Genomic DNA, 20,696 nt, shown 5'->3' with positions numbered 1-20,696 from the left:
GTACCTATACCTGTATACTATACCTCCATGGCATCGTACACCACTACTTTCTCCCAGAGGTGTCCGTACTGCTTAATGAAGGCCAGATGAACGGGGTGTGTCTGATAGGTGGCCTGTCCGGCCAGATCGCTGAAGAAGATCAGCTCTGATACATGCCAGCTGGCGTCTACGACCTCCCGTTTCTCTGTGTTAGCTACTATGCCTACGTGCAGGGAACGCACCGTTTCTATTTTGGCAAGTGTTTTCACACCTTCGATCAATTTTTTGCGGTCCTCTTCGGAGTCCGGGTTTTTTAACCAGAAGAATACATGATGCGCCAGCGGATATGTTGATTTCGCCGGCATGAGCGGCATGGCAGATGCCGTAGCAGCGCCCGCGCAGAGGGCAGCGGCAGTGCCCAGGAATTTCCGTCTGTTGGATGTTTGCATGGGAATAATCACTTAAAGCCCTGAAAATAATAAACGCAGTGCATTATTCAAATGTGAGTATTTCCTATATTCACGGTTAATTGTCATTAATCTTAGTTCCGATCTAATAATTCCACAGGGAGCTTATGAAGTACAAACCGCGTCTGGTGGATGAAAAGGACTTGTTGCAGCGAATATCGGAGGGCGACAGAGCATCTTATGCCATCCTGTATAGTCATTATTACCCTTTGCTGTACAGGTTTATTTATTTTATCAGCCAATCTCAGGAAGATACAGAGGAGATCATCCAGGAGGTATTGTTGAAGATATGGGAGAAACGTGCCGTACTCGTAGGTATCGCTTCCTTTGAAGATTATGTGTTCCGCATGGCCAGGAACAAGCTTACTGACCTGGCCCGCCGCAACAGCACGCGCACCAAGGCCGTACAACAGGTAGCACAGCGGCTTCCCGAGGCCGACAACAAAACCGAAAAGGACCTGATCTATCGCCTCTACTATCAGACTGCCGTAGCCGCCATCGAGCAGCTGCCCGAACGCAGAAGAGCGATCTTCCTGATGAGCGCACAGGACGAAATGACCCTCGACGAGATCGCCGAAGCCATGCAGCTTTCGCGCTCGGCCGTGAAAAAGCAGCTCTATGCCGCCATCCGGTTCATCAAAGAATACCTTCGTCATCACGCGGAATGGACCACTGTACTGGTGTTGTGCTGTGTGCTCGCCCACCGCTGAATCCCTCTCTCTGAAAAAAATTAAAAAAATTTCATCATCCGGGTGTCCGGTTTTTATACTTGTCCGTCTTTATATTAATGAAGCTCATGAACCAGGGAGAAATTATATCTATTATCGGGAAGTATGCACAGGGGATCACCTTATCTCCTGAGGAGGCGCAGCTGCTGGCCTCCTGGCTGCACGAAGTAGCGCCTGCAGACTTTCACGCTACACTGGATCAGTGTGAAAATGTGCCCGAAGAATTTCGTGCATACCCCGCTATGCCCGAAGCCGCGAAAGCCGCGCTGGAGGCTAGGCTCGACCAGCTCGACCTGGCAGAGGAACCAGCGCCCCGTCCTGGCTTCTTTGTACTGTATGGCAAAAAAATAGCCGTTGCCGCCACACTCGCACTAATGGTGATAGCAGGTTCGGTTGTATATAAACAATATCGCAAAGCCAGGCCGGAGATCAGCGCGACACAGCGCCTCGACCCCGCGCCCGGTGGAAACCGTGCCGTGCTTACTCTGGCAGATGGTTCCACCATCGTGCTCGACAGCGCCCACGACGGTGTGTTATCACAACAAGGCGGTACCAAGGTGATCAAACTGGCCAGCGGCAAGCTGGCATATAATACCGACGGTACTTCCGGCCCGGTGCAATACAATACCATCACCACTCCTAATGGCGGCCAGTATCATATCGAGCTGCCGGATGGCAGCCATGTATGGCTGAATGCCGCGTCATCTCTGCGTTTCCCGGCCAGCATGAATGGTACCTCCCGCATGGTGGAACTCACCGGCGAAGCTTACTTTGATGTAGCTGCATCGGCAGGCAAACCTTTTTCCGTAAAAATGAGAGGAGGCACCGTAGACGTGTTGGGCACGCAATTCAATGTGAATGCCTATGCGGAAGAAGCAGCCGTGAAAACTACCCTGCTGAAAGGAGCAGTGAGGATCAACGGTATGAATGGCGCATTGCAACTGTCGCCGGGCCAGCAAGGACAACTGATACCTGGCGCTAACCCGCTGCTGGCGCAACACGCCGATATCGAACAAGCCGTGGCCTGGAAAAATGGCTACTTCCAGTTCGACGGTAACAGCTTGCCGGAACTGATGCGGCAGATCGCACGCTGGTACGACCTGAGCGTAGTATACGTGGGTCAGGTACCCGACCATGAATTCACTGGTAAAATATCAAGAGCAGTATATCTGTCAGAAGTGCTGAAAGCACTGGAACTAAGCGATGTGCACTGTAAATTGAATGGAAAACAATTGATCGTAATGCAATAATTCCACCTGTAAATCAAACCAAAATAAATATGTCGTGATAACCACCCGCCACGTGTGGGAAAAACAATGATACAACAATAAATATCCCGGTTGAACCTGCGGTAAAAATAAGCCAGGAGCGTTGGAAGCACTCCCGGCCTGATATGCCCAGGTTCAAAAAAATGCCCTTTACTGCTATTTTTTATTAAACCTAAACTAAACAAAGGTATGCATCTGCTCGTACTATGCAAAACCGTGTCCGCCCGCGGTTCTTTGCTGTCAAAACTGTTGTGGATAATGAAACTAACTACCGTGCTGCTTCTGGTCGGCTTTCTCCACGTAAGTGCCGCCGGATACTCGCAGAAGATCACGATCTCCAGGAAGAATGTACCCCTGGGAAAGGTACTGACCGCCATTCAGGAACAGAGCGGTCTCTCTATGCTCTATGACAATAAATTGATCCGTCATAGCGGCAATATTGATATCGATGTGAAAGACGCATCGGTAGAATCCGTGCTGGAAGAGTGTTTGAAAGGGCAACCCCTTTCTTACGTCATCACAAAAAATATTATCATCATCCGAAAGAAGACCGACGAACTGCTGCCCGTGCCTCCGCCACAAGTGATCAACGGCCAGGTAGTAGACGAAGCCGGGCAGGCCGTACCCGGCGCCACGGTCTATATCCGCGAACTTAAAAAGGGTACTCTCACCAATCCCTCCGGCAAATTCAATATTCGGGGGATTATGCCGGGTACTTATACGCTTAGTGTTACCTTTATTGGTTTTGAACCGCAGGAGAAAATCGTAAAAGTGGAAGATGGCGACGTGATGGTAACGATCACCCTGAAAGTAGCGGTGAACAAGCTACAGGAAACAGTAGTAACCGCACTGGGTTTAACGAAAACTTCCAAATCCGTTACCTATAATGTGCAAACTATCGCCGGCAGCGATGTGAACACCGTAAAGGATCCCAGCTTCGTAAACGCGCTTACCGGTAAAGTTGCCGGCGTAACAATCAACAGCAGCAGCGCCGGTATTGGCGGTTCTACCCGTGTGGTAATGCGCGGCGTGAAATCACTGTTCTTTAATAACAACGTGCTGTATGTGGTAGATGGTATTCCTTTGCCTAATCTCTTTTCTTCCAGCCAGGCTACCAACGTTTTTGGCGGTACAGATGGCGGTGATGGTATCGCCAACTTCAACCCGGAAGATATTGAAAGCATGTCTGTACTCACCGGCGCATCTGCGGCGGCATTGTATGGCAGCCAGGCGGCCAACGGCGTGATCCTCATCACCACCCGCAAAGGCAGCGCTGGCAATACCCGCGTGAACTTCACCTCCGGCGCTACCGCTTACAAACCTTTTGTACTGCCGGACGAACAAACCACTTACGGCTCTCAGCCAGGCTCCTATCTCAGCTGGGGCGCCAAGCTGCAACAGCCTTTCAACTATAAGATATCCGACTTCTTCCAGACAGGTACTAACTTCACCAATGCCGTGGATGTAGCTACCGGCTCGGAGAAAAGCCAGACCTACGTTTCAGCCGCTGCGGTCAATTCAAAAGGTATCATCCCCGGCAACAGGTTCACCCGCTATAATTTCTCTGCAAGAAATACTTCTACCTTCTTCAATGATAAACTGAATCTCGATGTAAGCGCGATGTACCTCACGCAAACGCAGGAAAACCCTATGCGTCCGGGACAGTATTACAACCCGCTGCTGCCGCTGTATCTTTTCCCGAGAGGAGATACCATCAGCCACTATCAACAGTATGAGCGTTTCGATCCTAACAGGAACTTCTATACGCAGTACTGGCCTTACGGCGACCTCGGTTTCCAGGCACAGAACCCCTGGTGGATCATTCACCGCAACCTGTTCAACAATAAACGCGACAGGTTCATGGGTACCCTTGCGCTGAAATACAACATCAACGACTGGCTGTATGTACAGGGCCGTGTGAAACTGGATAATACCAATGATACTTACGATTCGCAGATGTATGCTTCTACTATCAAGCTGCTGGCTGGCGGCGGCGATAATGGCGCTTACAATCACTCTACGATGAACACCAAACAGGTATATGCAGATGTAATGATGACGATGAACAAAAAGTTCAAAGACTTCAGCCTGCTGGCTACCATCGGTAGTAGCATCGTAGATAATAAAACGAATGGATTTGGCGCTGGTGGCCGTTTGCTCACCATCCCGAATTTCTTCTCCTTAACCAATATTGATGCGGTGAATTCCCGTCCCACACAGGATATCACCCGCGATCAGGCACAGGCCGTATTCTTCAGCGGTCAGCTGGGATACAAGAACCGTCTCTTCCTGGAAGCCACTGCCAGGAATGAATGGTCTTCCGCATTGGCCTTTACAGATCAATCTTCTTTCTTCTATCCTTCAGTAGGTTTGTCTGGTATTGTGAGCGATATGGTGAAGCTGCCTGCTTTCATCTCTTATCTGAAAGTAAGAACATCATTGAGCGATGTGGGTAATGCGCCCGCAGCTTACCTCAGCAACCCTACTTACGCCATGGTGAACGGTACGCCCGCACCGATCACCACCCGGCCTTTCTCCACTTTGCACCCGGAAAAGACAACATCCTTTGAGGCAGGAGCCGACCTGAGATTATTTAAAGATCGTGTGAATTTCCATTTCACTTATTACGATGCGAACACACGTAACCAGATCTTCAAGGTCACTCCTTCAGCGGCGGTGGGCGTAAGCGCTTATTATGTAAACGCTGGTAAAGTACAGAACAAAGGTATCGAAGCATCACTTGGTTATAACGGCAGGTTCGGTAATGTAGAATGGAATCCTAACCTTACCTTCACGCTGAACCGCAACAAGATCATAGAGATGTTGCCTCCGTTCCAGGACCCGTATACCGGCAAGCTCACTTCGCAGGACAGCCTCGTGGCGGCATCTTCCGGCTCTTATGAAATGGTGCTCGCCAAAGGCGGCAGTACCGGCGATATTTATGCGCAGGGCCTGCAACGCAATGCCGATGGCAGCCTCGTTACCGACGATAAAGGCTTCCCGGTGATCAGTAAAACATTCACTAAAGTAGGTAGCGTAAATCCTGATTTCAACCTCGGTTTCAACAACAGCCTTAACTACAAAAATTTCACCCTCAGTTTCCTCATCGATGCAAGGGTAGGCGGTAAGGTGATCTCCGCCACACAATCTATCATGGACTTCTACGGCGTATCTGTAGCCAGCGCCGATGCCCGCGATAAAGGCGGCGTAACTGTAAACGGCAAGCTGGTGGATGCACAAACATATTACTCCAAAGTGGCAGGCGCCAACGGCGGCTCCACCGGCGCAATGGGCGAATATGTGTACAGCGCTACCAACGTACGTTTGCGCGAGCTTTCCTTCGGCTACAACCTGCCGGGAAAATGGTTCAACGACAAAGTGCGCAATATCCGCATCTCCCTGATCGCCCGCAACCTCTGGATGATCTACAATAAAGCGCCTTATGATCCGGAATCTGTAGCTGCCACCGGCACTTACTTCCAGGGTTTTGATTACTTCAATCCCCCGAGCCTGAAAAATTATGGCGCGAGCATTAAAGTATCCTTCTAAGTTGTTGACAGATTAAAACGTATTGTATGAAAATTACTAACTACAGATATAAAGGCATTTGGAAGATGATTCCCGTGGCTGCGATCGCAGGCATGGCACTCCTGCAATCTTCCTGTACCAAAGATTTCAAAGAGTTCAATACCAAGCCTACAGAGGTAACCGATTCCATGCTGAAGCTGGATTACGCCGGGCTGGGTATCTTTATCACACAGGAGGTGACCAATGTGCTGGGCAATGCCACACCCGGCGATGCCTCCGCTTATCAGGTGCAGCAGAACCTCAACGCCGATCTTTATTCCGGCTATATGGGCACGCCTACACCGTTCAATGGCGGGCAAAACAATTCCAACTATTTCATGATAGGCGGCTGGAACAATGCCGCTTTCAATATCGGCTTTACCAGCGTGATGCCTGCCTGGCTGGAAGTGCGCCGCAGGGCTGCCGCCACTAACCCGGATATGTATGCCGTGGCCAGCATTATCAAAGTAGAAGCCATGCACCGCGTAACGGATATCTATGGCCCGCTGCCTTATTCTCTCTTCGGTGGGGGCGGTGTAACCGTTCCTTACGACCGACAGGATTCTATCTATCACTCTTTCTTCCGTGAGCTGGATACGGCCGTAACAGCGCTTACTGCCTATGTGCAGGCGCATCCGGGTCAGAAGCCATTGCAGAAATGGGACTATGTTTACGGTGGCGACTATACGAAATGGCTGAAGTTTGCCAACTCGCTCCGCCTGCGTCTCGCAATGAGGATCTCTTATGCCGATCAGGCGCTGGCCAAACAACAGGCCGAAGCTGCTGTAAACAACCCTGGTGGCCTCCTCACAGACAATAGCGATAATGCCGCGGTGAAAAGCAGCAATGGTATCATGATCACCAACCCCCTGTATGTGATCAGTGATTCCTACGGCGATATCCGCATGGGCGCTAATATGGAGTCCTTCCTTACCGGTTATAACGATCCGCGTTTGCAGGCATATTTCAATCCTTCCGTGCAATTCCCTGGTCAGTACAAGGGTATCCGCAATGGTATACAGATCGTGTCAAAACCAGACCGCCAGGGCTTTTCCACGCTCAACTTCCAGCAGTCTTCACCGGTACACTGGATGAGCGCTGCGGAAGTATATTTCCTCCGTGCAGAAGGCGCGCTCCGTGGCTGGGCGATGAATGGTACGCCACAGTCGCTCTATGAAAAAGGTATCGCGGTATCTTTTGACGAACATGCTGCGGGCAATGCCACCAACTATATCAATGACGCTACCAGCAAGGCGGCGCCTTATACAGATCCGGTGAACAGCGCCAACAACGTGGCAGCAGGCGCACCAGAGCTGAGCACCATCACTATCAAATGGGATGATGCCGCCAGCTTCGAAACAAAACTGGAACGCATCATTACGCAGAAATGGATTAGTATGTACCCCGACGGACAAGAAGCCTGGAGCGAGTTTCGCCGTACCGGTTATCCGAAAATTTTCCCGGTAGTGGTGAACAACAGTGGTGGTACGGTAGATACAAAGATCCAGATCAGAAGACTGCCTTTCCCCTTATCCGAATATCAGAACAACACCAACGAAGTGAATAAGGCGGTGGCCCTGCTGGGCGGCGGAAAGGACAATCCTGGTACGCGCCTCTGGTGGGATCAGAAAAAATAATGTTAACCCCGCTCATCGCTAACGGTACGGTGATGAGGCACTAGCAACAGTTTAACGATTACATATTTGTTACTATCCTGATGAAAAAGGTCCTGCAACAGCATCGTTGCAGGACCTCCTTTTTTATAAAATACGCCATTATTTTCAGTTGTGGTATTTATGCCCGATTTTTTTGATTGCTGGTATTAGGCTACATTTATAGTTGTTGGCTTTTTTATTATCCACATTCCCTCAATATAATTATGCGGTCGCAGCTGAAAACGCTTTATCCGGCTGATGTTGCAGTTCATCTGCCATTTATCCCCCTGGTCCTCACCGCGGATACAGATTTTTACAGGACGCTCAAAACACGGGCAGGCCTGGATTCCATCTCGATGTTATTGCCGCTCCTGCAGGATTTCTCCAAATACAAAGGCTTGTTGGGAGAGCCCTTGCTCTTGTTCATCGATGTAGATGCTTATGATCCTTTGTCGCTCGTGCATTTCATGCAACAGTCGGAGAACATGACACCCACAGTGGTCATTGCCTTGTCTGCATGTGATGATTTACAGAAAGCATTGTGTTATCTCAAATCGGGGATGAGCGGATATTTTTTGAAAGAAGAGATGGATGGATCATTGATAGAGGAGATGGTAAGATCCTATCCTGGCAAGGTTTTCCCGTTGTCGCCGCAGATCACGCGGTTGATGGTAGAAGAGTTGGTATCGTTCCGGGAATGTCAATACAACAACCTGTTGAGCAAGCGGGAGCAAGAGATACTGCAATTGATCTCGGGCGGCCTTAGTTACAAGATGATCGCTTCGCGGCTGGGCATCTCCATAGAAACCGTCAGGCATCATATCAAGAAGATCTACCGGAAGATGGAGGTGAACTCCAAGGGAGAGATATTGGCCAAGCTCACCAGGCCCGCAGGCCATCCCCCATTTATGTGATGGCAACTACCGGAAGATGTGATACTGCCGTATTAAAATCTTGGTTAATTTCATAGTGTCGAAATGAAAACCGCATGAAATTACCTGTCACCCTTGGATTGGCGCCGCAGGCAGATATGCAGGTGTGTTTGAGAAAAGGTAGTCTCGAGGGCAACCCTGTACAACACTGCTATATCAGGCTTACCGATGCCGCCGGCAATACGGCAGACAGTATATCCTATGGGCCGGACGAGACCGGTGGCCCCGACAGAAAACCAGATGCGGCCCTGCAATGCAATACTATCCGGAAAAATATTACACCAGCTTCCTGGGAGAGGATCAGACGCTACTATCAACAAACATGCGCCGGCAAGGACTTTAAATTCAATGAGCACGATTGCTGCTCCTGTGCAGCAGATGCCCTGTATCAATTGGGAGAGATGGCGCCTTCCTTCGTTATGTATGCAAACAAATAATAGTTAGGTATCCTGTCTTTTATAGTTTAAATATACCATTATGAAATTGCCTTATCTCGGTAATGCGGACAACGTCGTTTTTATGTTGCGGAACAGCGGCTACCCCGCGCGCATAGCGGGTATTGCACCACAGTCCGCGGAAAAAGACGATACCGGAGATATCTATGCCTGTACCCGTCCTGTGCAGGGGCAAGGCACAGGCAGTTGCCCCTGTCATTGTTATCTTACTTTCGTCAGGAACGGGAAGATCGTAGATTCACGCGGGTACTTCGCGGATGCCGGGTCCGCAAAAGAAGGGGATACGTCCGGCTCCTGCACCATCGTGAAGAAGAAGGCTTCTGCATCCGACTGGCAAAAGGCAACAGCAGTCTACGATAAACGCAAGGCCAGCGAGTATGATCTTCTTACCAACAACTGTTGTACAGCAGCCGTAGAAGCGGCCAACAGCGTGCCGGGCGGCGGCGCGCCGCTACGCCTGAAAACGGCCAATGCAGGGGTAGGCACTGTTTGCGTATTGCAATAAGTTAATTATTCACTCATTATAACCATTCATGCAGGGCGTGCTTGATCAGGCGTATTCGCTCATCCAGCTGCAACCGCTGCTGGAGCGAAGCCAGGGACACAGGAGTATCGGAGTAGGCATTATAGACGGGCCGGTAGACACATCCCACAGCGATCTTCAGGGGGCTATCTTCAAACCCGCTGCCGATGCGGCAGTGGTGGTATGCAAGACTACCAGCAGCTATGCCTGTAAACACGGCACTTTTGTGGCCGGCATATTAGGCGCCGCCCGAAAGGCAGGAGCACCAGGCATTTGCCCGGCCTGCACTTTTGTGGCCCGGCCCATCTTCTGCGAAGCAGCAGATTTCAGTCAATGCCCGGAGGTTACAACAACACATCTTGCCAACGCAATCCGGGATGTGATGCATCAAGGCGCCAGGGTGATCAATCTCAGCCTGGGCCTAGCACCGGAAGGCATACGCCGGGCAGGCGCCTCCCCGCTGCACCAGGTATTTGACGATGCCTTCCACAGCGGTGTGATCATCGTTGGCGCCAGCGGCAACCACGGACGCATCGGGCACAATCCGCTCTTTGACCATCCCTGGGTGATACCAGTGGCAGCCTGCAACCAGAAAGGCGAGCCCTCGGCACAGTCCAACATCGGCATGTCCATCGGCCAGAGAGGCCTGCTGGCGCCAGGTTGGAACATGACTCACCTGCAATCCGGCGGCGGATATACGAAGCTCTCAGGTACCAGTGTAGCCACGCCCTTTGTAACAGGCAGTATCTCTTTACTATGGTCGCTATACCCGCATGCGAAAGCCGGCGAGATACATGCCGCTATCACGCAGCAGGGAAGCGGCCGCAGGGGCATCGTACCGCCGCTGCTCAACGTAACACAAAGCCAGGCACATCTCGAAAAAATCATTAATACCCGGTAAATCAACGCTCGTATGAACACAGAACAATCTTTACAGGAAGCGCCTGCAACCATTGCCGTAGAAAAGGCGCCAGACCCGGTGGTGGCGGCTGATACGCAGCTGGTCCCGCAAGCCGCGCCACTGGCGGTTTTGGAGCCACAATGCGGCTGCGGTTGCGGCGGCGGTGGCGCGCAAGACCTTGGCTACATTTACGCCATCGGCAATATCTATCCCACCTTCCCGAACAAAAGCCTTGAAGAAGAGTATATGTATGCCTACCAGGAATTCCGCGCAGAAGGCCCGCCCAATGCGCTGTTCTTCCAGGTGCTCAGCCAGGGACAGAACCTCTATATCGCTGAAAAGATGTGCTGGATACTCAACATACAAGGGGTGGACAGTTACATCCTCACGCCGCGTTCCAACGTAGAGCTCTATCATTTCATTGCCGCACTGGAGCCGGTATTTGTGGGCGAAAAGAAATTTGATGTAGTAGTGGGAACCCGCGGCCCGCTGGCATCTCCGGAGCGATGCAACGGCACGCAGCTGCCCACGGCCGTTGTGAATCTCTCTTACTATTTCACTTTCTCGCAGTTCGTCAATGCCATGATGGCCAATATCCCCGGCATCCCGCGGGACATCGTGGAAAGCATGCTGCAACAGATGTTGGATGTAACGGACAATGCCGGTGAAACGGATGCGCACCGCGCCCTTAACTATCTCACCATCCGCTCGAAAGATATCTACTTCATGGCCTGGCAAATGCAGCTCAGCAACCCGCTGCCGCCCTATCCGCCCGGCGTGTACTTCCTGCAAAGCGTGGACGTGCAACGCGCCAACGTACAAGGCAACCGCAGCATCATGGACGTAATATTCCAGTACCAGGCCCGCGATACCGTCGACATCATCTACTGGTACGTGAAAGTGGACGTTACCGGCATGTTCCCCTTCATGGCCAGCAGGCACCTGGCGCGTTATTACCCGGCACCATGATCATCAAACTGATTGCATATGAAGACCATCATCACCATTCCAAAATACGATCCCATCTACAATACCGTGGCTTCATTGTCGGGCGCCCTCACGGATTATATCATCGTGAACCCGGTAGAAGATTTTGTGAGCAAAGCTTTTACCGTGGAGTTCTGGATACAGGCCAGCCCGAAAAATACGGGCACCATTCTGTCGTACTCGCTCACCGGCGAAAACTCGCTGGTGATACAGAACCCGCAAAACATCAACCTGTATGTGAACAGCCATACCACCAATCCCACCGGTATCTCTTTTGTGAATACGAAAGACAATATCCCGGAGTGGCATTATTTCGCGCTTACCTGGGACAGTAACAGCGGTAGTCTGCTGCTGTATAAAGACGCGGTGCTGGCCTATACTACTACTGTTTCTCCCGGCGCGCCGCTGGTGCCTGGCGGCGCGCTTGTGCTGGCACAGCTGCAAGGCTCCGCAGGCGGTAACTTCAGCGATTCCTTCGAAGGCAGGATCACGCAACTGCGTATATGGGATCAGGTGAGAACACAACAGCTGATAGAACAGGACATGCGCCGCAATATCTACAACAATACCGGCCTGGCCACCTGGCAGCTGCCCGCTATATCAAGGCCTTTCATTGCCATATCTGCTGGCCCCAATATCGTTAATAGTTCTCCCACTGTTATGCTCTGCGGACTGGACGCAGACAATAATTTCCAGGTATCGCAAGATGGCGGTAATACCTGGAGTGTGATCACGCTCGCCACCAAACTCAATGGCATCGCCGTACAGGGAAACGGCGTGGTATGGGGTTATTGGAAAGCCGGTAGCGGCAATCCGCCCAATATCATGCTCTCTAACAACAGCGGCGCCAGCTGGACGCAAACTACAAGTGGTGGCGCTGCGCAACTGAGCGCCCCCGCGCCGAATGTGCTTTTCTGCATCGGTACGGCTAACAATCTTTTCATCAGTACCAACAACAGTCAATCGTGGACATTGGTAAACAGCGCCACCAACTTCGGCTACATCGATGCCATTTCTGCCACAGAACTATGGATGGTGGATACTTCCGGCGGATTGAACCACTCTACCAATGGCGGCTCCAGCTTCACTTCTGTGCCAACCTTGATAGACAAGATCACGCAGGTTTGCTACAGCAACGGTTTGCTGATGGTATTAAAGAAAGACGGGAACCTGGCCTATTCAAAAGATGCAGGCCTTACCTGGCAGGATGTGAAAGCCGTCGTAATGCCGCCCATCAGCGCCTTCACGTTGTACAACAATATCGTATATGCGGTCACGTTACTTGGCCAGGTGATCATTGCGCCTATAGACATGAATATGATCCTCAACTGGCAACTCAATGAAGGCTATGGCTGCTATGGCTTCGATTATTCCGGTAATAAGAACAATGGCAAGATCGGGTTGTGCAGCACGGAAGATTCACACGAAAAAGGTTGGGAAGTATCTACCCGTATCCAGTCGCCGGAATTTATCGTCGGTTTGATAGACGCCATACCCGCGCTGGCTGCGCAGGTGAGACGGGAACTGGAAGAACAGGAGAAACTCTCATTGCAGTTACCCATAACAGGCAAGGTAGAGAAAGAGGTAAAGCCGAAACATACCGCCAAAGAAAAAAAAGTACACAAACCTAAACCTAAAAAGAAGTAACATGAAACTTCAGGCGATGCTCTCTTCCGGCAAGGAGATAAGATCATCCCGCAGGTATGCGGGGGCGCCGGCAGCAGCGGTCAGTCAAATAGCCATGCAGGTAGGCGCCGGCTGTCTTGATAAATGTGTAGGCGCCACCACTTCTGCGGCATGCTCGTATTGTGGCGCTGATATCAACTGCTGGCGGCAATGCGGCGGCGCCGATGCGCTGCCCTGCATCAGGAATTGCTTCGCATCCGACTTTGTATAAACCATCAAATCTTCCCCGATGAAATTTGCTTCTTTCGCAGATAATAATTTAGCGCTCGCGAGACCGGGAAAGATCACCGGCGCCGATGAGCCAAAGTTTGATACGGCGCGCTTCCTGGAAAACCAGAACACTTCTTACATCGTGCCGCAATGCAGTTGCCAGCAAAACGGCAACAGCAGCGGCGGATGCACCTGTGGCAATGGCGGCACCGGCGCATATGTATATACTTTCGGAGATATCATCCCGGAGTTTCCCTCCCAGAGTGTGGAAAACGAATTTTATCAGGTAGCCGTTACCGACGATGCCGATAAAGACAAACCTTTCCGCATGATCGCATTCAAATATCTCCGCGATCCGCAGAACCTCTATATCGCCAGGGAATTGAACTGGATCTTCCAGATATACGGTTTCCTCGATCTTTACGCCATCAAAGTAACCACCAACCGCATGCTGGGCACCCTTGTGGAGTCGCTGGCGCCTACTCCCTTGCAGATCGGTTATGATATTCTCATCGGTGAAAAAACGAATGGGCACCTGGAAGTGAATGTGTCACAGGAATTGCCCTACGTGATCATGACGCAGCTATATAGCATCACCGCACAGGAATATGTGAAAGATATCATCAAAGCTACCAGCGGTCGGGCCACACCGGAGCAGGCAGCCACTATCTTCTCCAATACCACACAACTGGTGAAGAATGCCGGCGACCTGGACAAATACCGTGCGCTCAATTTCCTCGTGCTGCGGTATATGTTGCTGTATGTGAAAACATGGGAGCTGCAATACGCTAATGCAAATGACCCCTATGAGCTGATACGCGTGAATGCCAATCCGGTGGAGGTTTACGGCAATATGAAGATCATCACGGTGATATTTTCCTATCAGTCGCAAACGTCTGCAGCGATGCAGAATTACGCCTGCACTGTGGATGTTTCCAATGAGTTTCCTTTCCTCGTAGTAGGGCTGGCAAAATATTATCCCGGTATATAACCACTAAATCCGAACGATATGAAACTTCCAAATTTAAGCACATCCCTTACAGCAGCGCCTGCACGGCAGATATATGCAGGCGTGCCGGCTATGGCATCCGGACAGATACAGACTTCCGGCTTCCTCGATTTTTTAAAAGATGTTGGTAATGCCGTGGTAGGTAAAGTGCCCTGTTTGTTGTCGGCAGCTGGCCCTATCGGCATCAAATGCCTCACCACCTGCGGCCCTAACCCTGCATGCCTGGCCGCCTGCGCAGGCCCTGATCTGGTGGGTGCTATTATGGGTTGCCTGTAAAGAAAATATTGTACCCCGGTATATGATAGCCTGCCGGCACCTTCCGGCAGGTTGCATCTTCTTGTTCATTTTTATACATATCCCATGAAACAATTGATAACAGGCGTTTTGACTGCTATGGCCCTATGGGGCTGCGCGCCGTCGGAACAACATTCCCTCAATACCTATTCTGAGCAAGACCGGCAGGATGTCAAGCACCTGCTACAGATCGGGCAAACAGGTAAGCGTATGCAATTCAATTTCTCTGATGAAGCGCAATACCGCTTATATACGAAGATGCTCTACCGCTCAGGCATAAACGAAAATACCAACCCGCAATTTTTTAAAGTGCTGGAAGCTACACGCCAACACCATGTGAAGACGCTACAACCCACGGCTGTACTGCAAGACACGGCCTCGTCATTTGCCGAGATCGCCGGGCCAGTGAATATTATTACCTCTTTTGATACGAAAGACCAGGTACATTATACTACTTCAGGATTATCTTCCATCCCTATAGAAGTGCTCTCCTCCACCATTTCGCTGGGGCTGTTCAACCAGAATGGCGACACCATCGGGCCTACTGTAGGAAAGAGCGCGTACCTTAACAGCCGCGATTTGCAGGTGGCTACCTTCGGTACGGAGAATGAAAACGCCTTAACAGGCAAGGTGGGAGGCAAGGCTGCGCGCATAGATACGGTAAACTCGCTGTTCGCCTATTTTTACCAGGACAAGAGCGGCGATACGCATACCGGCTTCCAGGTGGCCTCCTCCGCCAATGTGGTGGATAGTGTGATCAATATCAAACCCATGCCCTGCCAGCTCGGACAGCCGGTAGGCGAATGCAACAATGCGCCTTGCGCTGATACGTCTATCATCACCGTATGCATGACCCGCAAAACGCCCGCCTGCACTTATTGCTTTGGCGGACTGGCGCCGAATTTCATGTTCCCTTTACAAGGCCGCATTGTGTATAACGGCAAGGTGAATGTAGATGGCAATGGCAAGCCCAACTCCGGCGCTTTCTATAACATCACCGTGGCCAGGTTGCCCGTTGGTGGCGGATGCGCAGGCATCCCGATCGGCGGTAACTTCTGGGATTATGTGACCGTGAAAGACAGCGTGCTTTCCTGGAATGTGCCCACTGCGCAGTTTCAGAATTCCTGTCTTGCCAGTGGCGACCAGGTACTGTTTCAGCTCACCATCTTCGTGAAGGTAGGCAACCAGCCCGCTTTTGCAACGATCACCAATGCGGCTTCCGCTACGCCGCCCACCCTGAAGATACCGCCCATGCAGATCGTTTCCGGTTGCCTTGCCAAAGGCACCAACATCACCATGGACGGTGGCAAAGTAATGAAAATTGAAGACGTGCCCATGCAAGGTAAAGTGATGGCATCGCCCGGAAAGCCCGCCTATTGCGTGGAATACAACACTACCGGTCATGAGCCGCACCCCATGATCCGCGTGATCGATGATAAGGGACACAACCTGCTCGTTACGCAAGACCATCCCATGGCCATTCCTGGCGGTATCGTGCAGGCCGCGCAATTGAAAGTGAAAGACAAGATACTGACCGATAAAGGCGAAGCCAGCATTGTTTCCCTGAACCAGGAAAAATACAGCGGCGAAGTATGGAACCTCGCCCTTACCCGGTGCGACAAAAACCAGGAGGCGCCCGGCAAGAACAATGCGCTCTTTTATGCCAATGGCATCCTCGTGGGAGATAGCCGCCTGCAACAGTATTATAAGTTTGAACAACCCTACGCCAAAGACAGTATACTGAAGAAACTGCCCAAAGAGTGGCATCAGGATTATCTCAATTCCCTCAAAAAACAATGACCAGCAAACCCCATCATAGTTGAGGCGGCGGGCTTTTGCCCGCCGTTTTGCTTTTTATTATCTTTTCGTCATAAAAAATGACTGTTTCATCCCATTTTCCTTTGATGGAGCAGGCCAATGGCTAATATTGCTGAAAATACGCTTCTCCCTATGGATAATTACAGGAAACTGGAATTCAACATCTTCTCGGGCATCTTCCTCCTGCTCATGTTCGGGCTGCTATATCCCAGCATTGTCTACAATGTTTTTGAGCTGCAACGCATCTACGGATGGAAGTTTGAGGAATACCACCAGGTATTCGATTATTATCTCAACTACCTGCTGCCGTCGATGGCGGTGATCATTATGGGATATGTGACTTTCCTGTTCGTCAATTTTGTGATCGTTCCGAAATTCCTGGAGGAGCGGCGTTGGTTGCCCGGCATCCTGCTGCTGATACCCACGGCAGTACTGCTTTTCCTGACCCTGATGGTAGCAGGTTCTTATTATAAAGGCTATCTGTTAGGCGTGTACAGCACGGTGAAGGGCGCGCATATGTTCTTTGCCAAGGCGGCTTTTATCACTACGATATTCCTGGGCATACTGTATGTGGCCTATTACATCCTGAGAACATTATACCTGAAACACCTGCATAAAATACTTGCCGCCAACGTGCACAGTGGAATGGGGAAGGAGATATTGTATGCCTCCGCTGCCTTTGTAGCCTTGATGTGCCTTACTTTCAGCGATTCGCGCGATCTTTTCCTGATCATCTTTTTCTTCGCGCCACAGGTGCTGGCAGTGTTCTTTATATCCCAATACCGTATTTTCCCGGAGTTCTTTCAACACCAGGTGAAGACCAGAATGTTCCGCGACCTTTTCTTCCTGGTGATACTGGCGGCGGCCATGATGGGACTGATCACCCGGGCCATGACGCACCACGGCGGCGATGAGCTGGTGAAGCTGATGTTTGCCGGCAGCTTTGTTTCTGTGGTATTTGTATTGCCGCTCAGCTACTGGCTGGCCCGCAGCCGGAGCAGCCAGGCCAGGACCGTAGTGACCCTGAAAAAAGCCCTGGGCCATTCCGCTGCCAACCTGGATTTTTTGAGGGCGCAGATCAATCCGCATTTCCTGTTCAATGCCCTCAATACCCTCTATGGTACTGCCTTACAGGAAGATGCCGCCCGTACCAGCGAAGGGATCCAGAAACTGGGGGATATGATGCGTTTTATGCTCCATGACAATCATTTGGAGAAAATTCCGTTAGATAAGGAAGTAGCTTACCTGCAAAATTATATCGCGTTGCAAAGGTTGCGGGTGATGTCGTCGCCGGATATCCTGATAGAAGTGAATATCGATGAAGGGCAGTGCCAGCACGAGATTGCACCTATGCTGCTGATCCCTTTTGTGGAGAATGCCTTCAAACACGGCATCAGCCTGCGCAGCCGCTCCCGCATCGTTATTTCGCTGAGCTGCACGCCTGACAAAATATTTTTCGACGTATACAACAGCGTACATGCCCGCCCGGAGAACGATCCTGAAAAAGACAGTATGGGCATCGGTCTCAACAACGTAAAAGAACGATTGGCATTGCTGTATCCCAACAAACATGAACTGAGTATAAGACAAACGACTACAGAGTTTTTTGTTCATTTAACGATCGATGTCAATAATTAATGAAGATGATAAAGAAAGATGAGGCGGCGGCTGTACCGGAGCCCGATGCCATTACAAAGTTCCTCTGGTGGCTGGCCGCAGCCGATGCCGATATACTGAAAGAATGCCGTACCGAAAAAGAACGTTACCGCATCATCGGGGTAGCCGTGCTGGTTACCTGGATGTTTGCCACCCTTGCCTGGGGATATTTTTTTTCTACCATCGTCAACGATGATATGATCGTGCTCGCGCTGGCCCTGTTCTTTGGTTTCGCGATATTATCGGTAGACAGAACCCTCATCGCCGCCATGACCCGCAGCAACGGCAATACCAAATGGTTGCCCGTCGCTTTTCGTTTAGTCCTGGCCGTTACCATCGGCCTGTTCATCTCTCAACCTGTTGTATTGATGTTATTCAAAAAAGATATCAATGCACAACTGGAACTGAACAAGCAGGCCAAGCTTGATACCTTCCGGACGCAGCTGGTACAGCTCAATGCCGGCCAGCGCAATACCCTGGAACAGGCCATGGAACGCAATCGCCAGCAGCTCGCCGAAAAAGAAGCGGCTGTAAAAGACTACCGCGATAACTATATCAAAGAAACCGACGGCACCGGCGGCTCCGGCCGCATCGGCGAAGAAGCCGTTGCCCGAGTGAAAAAATCCGCTTACATCAGATCGGAAGAAGAATTACAGGCGCTGCAAAAACAACTGGCGCCACAACAAAGGCAACTGGAAATTGAGATGGCCCGCATCAAAAGTGCAGACAGTCTCAAAGAGACCATTTACCTAAGCACGCTTACCGACGGCTTCCTCGCGCAAACAGAAGCGCTGAACGATCTCACAGAACATCATCCACCCCTGAAGCAACGTTACCGCCTCATTGTTTTTATCATCACCCTGATAGAGATCATGCCTCTGCTCAGCAAGCTGCTCATGCCCAAAGGCGAGTATGACGAAAAGCTGGCCAGCGCTACGGCGCAGGGCGTATTGTCCGCCCAATTGGAACAGGAAAAAGGAGAGGAGCTGCAACAACACTACCAGCGTGCGGCTATCGACGCCGACAAAGCCGTGGTGGATCACATCTTCGCCGAAACCGCCGATATGCGCACCGAACAGGCCGATCAACTGATCAGGGAATGGAAACGCCGGGAAGACAGCCGCTTTCGCGATCTCTGGGCACAGGCCCGGAAATTGTTGCTCGGCAAAATTTAGTAATGCCCTATCTTGCTGACAGGAGAAAACAACGCACATGAAGCTCACTGCAATCGCCATCGACGACGAACCTGTAGCATTGGCCGTGATCCAGAAACATGCCGCCATGGTACCTTTCCTTGAAATGAAAGGCTTTTTCACCAACGCATTTGAAGCCATGGACTACCTCGCCAAAGAAAAGGTAGACCTGCTTTTCCTCGATATAAAAATGCCGGATATCTCCGGGCTGGACTTTCTGACCAGCCTCACCACGCCGCCCATGACCGTTTTCACCACTGCTTACTCCGAACATGCCGTGAAAAGTTTTGAGCTGGATGCGATCGACTACCTGCTCAAACCCTTTTCCCTCATACGTTTCGTAAAGGCTTGCAATAAGGCGCATACACTGTGGCAGCTGAAGCAGAAAGGCGGCCCTGCAAAAGATAATGGCCCCGAATATCTTTTTATCAAAAGCGGCTACGAACAATTCAAGATCGTGCTGGAGGAGATACTGTACCTGGAAAGCGCCGGTAACTATGTCAATTTTATTTTACAAGATAGAAAACTGATGTCGAGGCTCTCGATGCAGGAGGCGGTAGACCTCTTGCCTGGCGGGCTTTTTACGCGGGTGCACCGCTCTTATATTGTAGCGAATAACAAGATCGATCGTGCAGATCGTAATACCCTTTACATCCGTAACATCCCCGTGCCGGTTGGCGCTGCTTATGCCGATGCCGTAGAAGAACTGTTCCGTAAATAATTTATTTTAAAATTCAGACCATTTAGTCTATTTTTAGGTAGATATGGGGAAAGCAGACAGAACGAAGCAGTTCATCATTGAAACGGCGGCGCCTATTCTCAACAGGAAAGGCATAGCGGGCACGGTGATCAACGATATACTGGAGGCCACCGGGGTAGCGAAAGGCTGCCTGTACGGGCATTTCAGCTCCAAGGAAGATATCGTGATGGCGGTATTCGACTATATCGCCGAATCGCAGAAGCTGCGGCTGCAGGCTGTTACCTCGCCGGAAACCACTGCCAAAGGAAAACTCTTTGCCCTGCTCGATTATTATGCGCACTATCCCCTGAATCAGCAGATCAGCGGCGGCTGCCCCGTGCTTAATTTTGGTGTGGAAGCCGATGATACCCATCCCGCCCTCAAGAAAAAAGTGCGGGACCTGATCCTCTACTTTGAATCCAGGATCGAGAAGATCGTTCAACTTGGAAAAGCCAACGGCGAATTTCATAAACACTGGAATGAAGAGAAGTTTGCGATCCGCATGTACACCATGCTGGAAGGCGCGATACTGGTGACCGGCCTCCTTAATACCAACCGCCAGATGTTGGTGGTAACGGATGCCCTCAAAGAAGAGATTCAACAACATTGCCACTAGTTTTCTTTTTGTC

At 50.9% G+C, this 20,696-nt stretch carries 19 protein-coding genes; 18 read left to right on the top strand and 1 reads right to left on the bottom strand.

Annotated features, from left to right (window positions below):
• Window positions 1-17: 17 nt before the first annotated feature.
• A complete protein-coding gene (locus tag FPG75_RS22925) occupies window positions 18-428 on the bottom strand; it encodes a Dabb family protein (protein WP_143310363.1) in 411 nt (136 codons plus the stop codon).
• Window positions 429-553: 125 nt separating this feature from the next.
• Between FPG75_RS22925 and FPG75_RS22920 the strand changes: the two genes are divergently transcribed.
• The 18 genes from FPG75_RS22920 to FPG75_RS22835 all read left to right on the top strand — a co-directional run bounded on the left by FPG75_RS22920 (window position 554) and on the right by FPG75_RS22835 (window position 20,683).
• Window positions 554-1,156, top strand: a complete 603-nt coding sequence (locus FPG75_RS22920) for an RNA polymerase sigma factor (protein ID WP_143310361.1) — start codon at window positions 554-556, stop codon at window positions 1,154-1,156.
• 86 nt (window positions 1,157-1,242) lie between these two features.
• Window positions 1,243-2,424 (top strand): FecR family protein, encoded by a 1,182-nt coding sequence (locus FPG75_RS22915; protein ID WP_161596895.1) that lies wholly within the window; start codon window positions 1,243-1,245, stop codon window positions 2,422-2,424.
• A 276-nt stretch (window positions 2,425-2,700) separates the two neighbouring features.
• Window positions 2,701-5,991 (top strand): SusC/RagA family TonB-linked outer membrane protein, encoded by a 3,291-nt coding sequence (locus FPG75_RS22910; RefSeq protein WP_161596894.1) that lies wholly within the window; start codon window positions 2,701-2,703, stop codon window positions 5,989-5,991.
• Window positions 5,992-6,017: 26 nt separating this feature from the next.
• Window positions 6,018-7,646 (top strand): RagB/SusD family nutrient uptake outer membrane protein, encoded by a 1,629-nt coding sequence (locus FPG75_RS22905; RefSeq protein ID WP_236652879.1) that lies wholly within the window; start codon window positions 6,018-6,020, stop codon window positions 7,644-7,646.
• A 242-nt stretch (window positions 7,647-7,888) separates the two neighbouring features.
• Window positions 7,889-8,578 (top strand): helix-turn-helix transcriptional regulator, encoded by a 690-nt coding sequence (locus tag FPG75_RS22900; protein ID WP_201748000.1) that lies wholly within the window; start codon window positions 7,889-7,891, stop codon window positions 8,576-8,578.
• Between the two features lie 74 nt (window positions 8,579-8,652).
• Entirely contained in the window at window positions 8,653-9,033 is a 381-nt protein-coding gene (locus FPG75_RS22895; RefSeq protein ID WP_143310356.1) for a hypothetical protein, read from the top strand.
• A 40-nt stretch (window positions 9,034-9,073) separates the two neighbouring features.
• Window positions 9,074-9,556 carry a hypothetical protein gene (locus tag FPG75_RS22890; protein ID WP_143310354.1) on the top strand — a complete coding sequence of 161 codons (483 nt, stop codon included), beginning with the start codon at window positions 9,074-9,076 and terminating at the stop codon, window positions 9,554-9,556.
• A 28-nt stretch (window positions 9,557-9,584) separates the two neighbouring features.
• Window positions 9,585-10,475, top strand: coding sequence for a S8 family peptidase (locus FPG75_RS22885; RefSeq protein WP_143310353.1), 891 nt, complete (start codon window positions 9,585-9,587; stop codon window positions 10,473-10,475).
• 12 nt (window positions 10,476-10,487) lie between these two features.
• Complete coding sequence (locus FPG75_RS22880) at window positions 10,488-11,444, top strand: cyanobactin maturation protease PatG family protein (protein ID WP_143310351.1); 957 nt, start codon at window positions 10,488-10,490, stop codon at window positions 11,442-11,444.
• Between the two features lie 18 nt (window positions 11,445-11,462).
• Window positions 11,463-13,109, top strand: a complete 1,647-nt coding sequence (locus tag FPG75_RS22875; RefSeq protein ID WP_143310349.1) for a LamG-like jellyroll fold domain-containing protein — start codon at window positions 11,463-11,465, stop codon at window positions 13,107-13,109.
• A gap of 1 nt (window position 13,110) precedes the next feature.
• On the top strand, window positions 13,111-13,359 hold the full coding sequence (locus FPG75_RS22870) for a hypothetical protein (protein WP_143310347.1): 249 nt from the start codon (window positions 13,111-13,113) through the stop codon (window positions 13,357-13,359).
• 18 nt (window positions 13,360-13,377) lie between these two features.
• Window positions 13,378-14,349 carry a cyanobactin maturation protease PatG family protein gene (locus tag FPG75_RS22865; protein WP_143310345.1) on the top strand — a complete coding sequence of 324 codons (972 nt, stop codon included), beginning with the start codon at window positions 13,378-13,380 and terminating at the stop codon, window positions 14,347-14,349.
• An 18-nt stretch (window positions 14,350-14,367) separates the two neighbouring features.
• The gene (locus FPG75_RS22860) at window positions 14,368-14,643 is read left to right on the top strand and encodes a hypothetical protein (protein WP_143310344.1); all 276 of its coding nucleotides are present in this window, start codon (window positions 14,368-14,370) and stop codon (window positions 14,641-14,643) included.
• A gap of 84 nt (window positions 14,644-14,727) precedes the next feature.
• Entirely contained in the window at window positions 14,728-16,461 is a 1,734-nt protein-coding gene (locus FPG75_RS22855) for a Hint domain-containing protein (RefSeq protein WP_143310342.1), read from the top strand.
• A 150-nt stretch (window positions 16,462-16,611) separates the two neighbouring features.
• The gene (locus tag FPG75_RS22850) at window positions 16,612-18,117 is read left to right on the top strand and encodes a sensor histidine kinase (RefSeq protein ID WP_201747999.1); all 1,506 of its coding nucleotides are present in this window, start codon (window positions 16,612-16,614) and stop codon (window positions 18,115-18,117) included.
• A 5-nt stretch (window positions 18,118-18,122) separates the two neighbouring features.
• Window positions 18,123-19,310: a DUF4407 domain-containing protein gene (locus FPG75_RS22845; protein ID WP_161596893.1), complete on the top strand. Its 1,188-nt coding sequence runs from the start codon at window positions 18,123-18,125 to the stop codon at window positions 19,308-19,310.
• A gap of 37 nt (window positions 19,311-19,347) precedes the next feature.
• Window positions 19,348-20,049, top strand: a complete 702-nt coding sequence (locus tag FPG75_RS22840) for a LytR/AlgR family response regulator transcription factor (protein WP_143310339.1) — start codon at window positions 19,348-19,350, stop codon at window positions 20,047-20,049.
• A 43-nt stretch (window positions 20,050-20,092) separates the two neighbouring features.
• Window positions 20,093-20,683: a TetR/AcrR family transcriptional regulator gene (locus FPG75_RS22835; protein ID WP_143310338.1), complete on the top strand. Its 591-nt coding sequence runs from the start codon at window positions 20,093-20,095 to the stop codon at window positions 20,681-20,683.
• Window positions 20,684-20,696 lie beyond the last annotated feature (13 nt).

Source organism: Chitinophaga vietnamensis, from assembly GCF_902167635.1.
In the GTDB taxonomy this organism is placed as follows: Bacteria; Bacteroidota; Bacteroidia; order Chitinophagales; family Chitinophagaceae; genus Chitinophaga; species Chitinophaga vietnamensis.
This window is presented reverse-complemented; position numbering and strand designations above follow the sequence as displayed.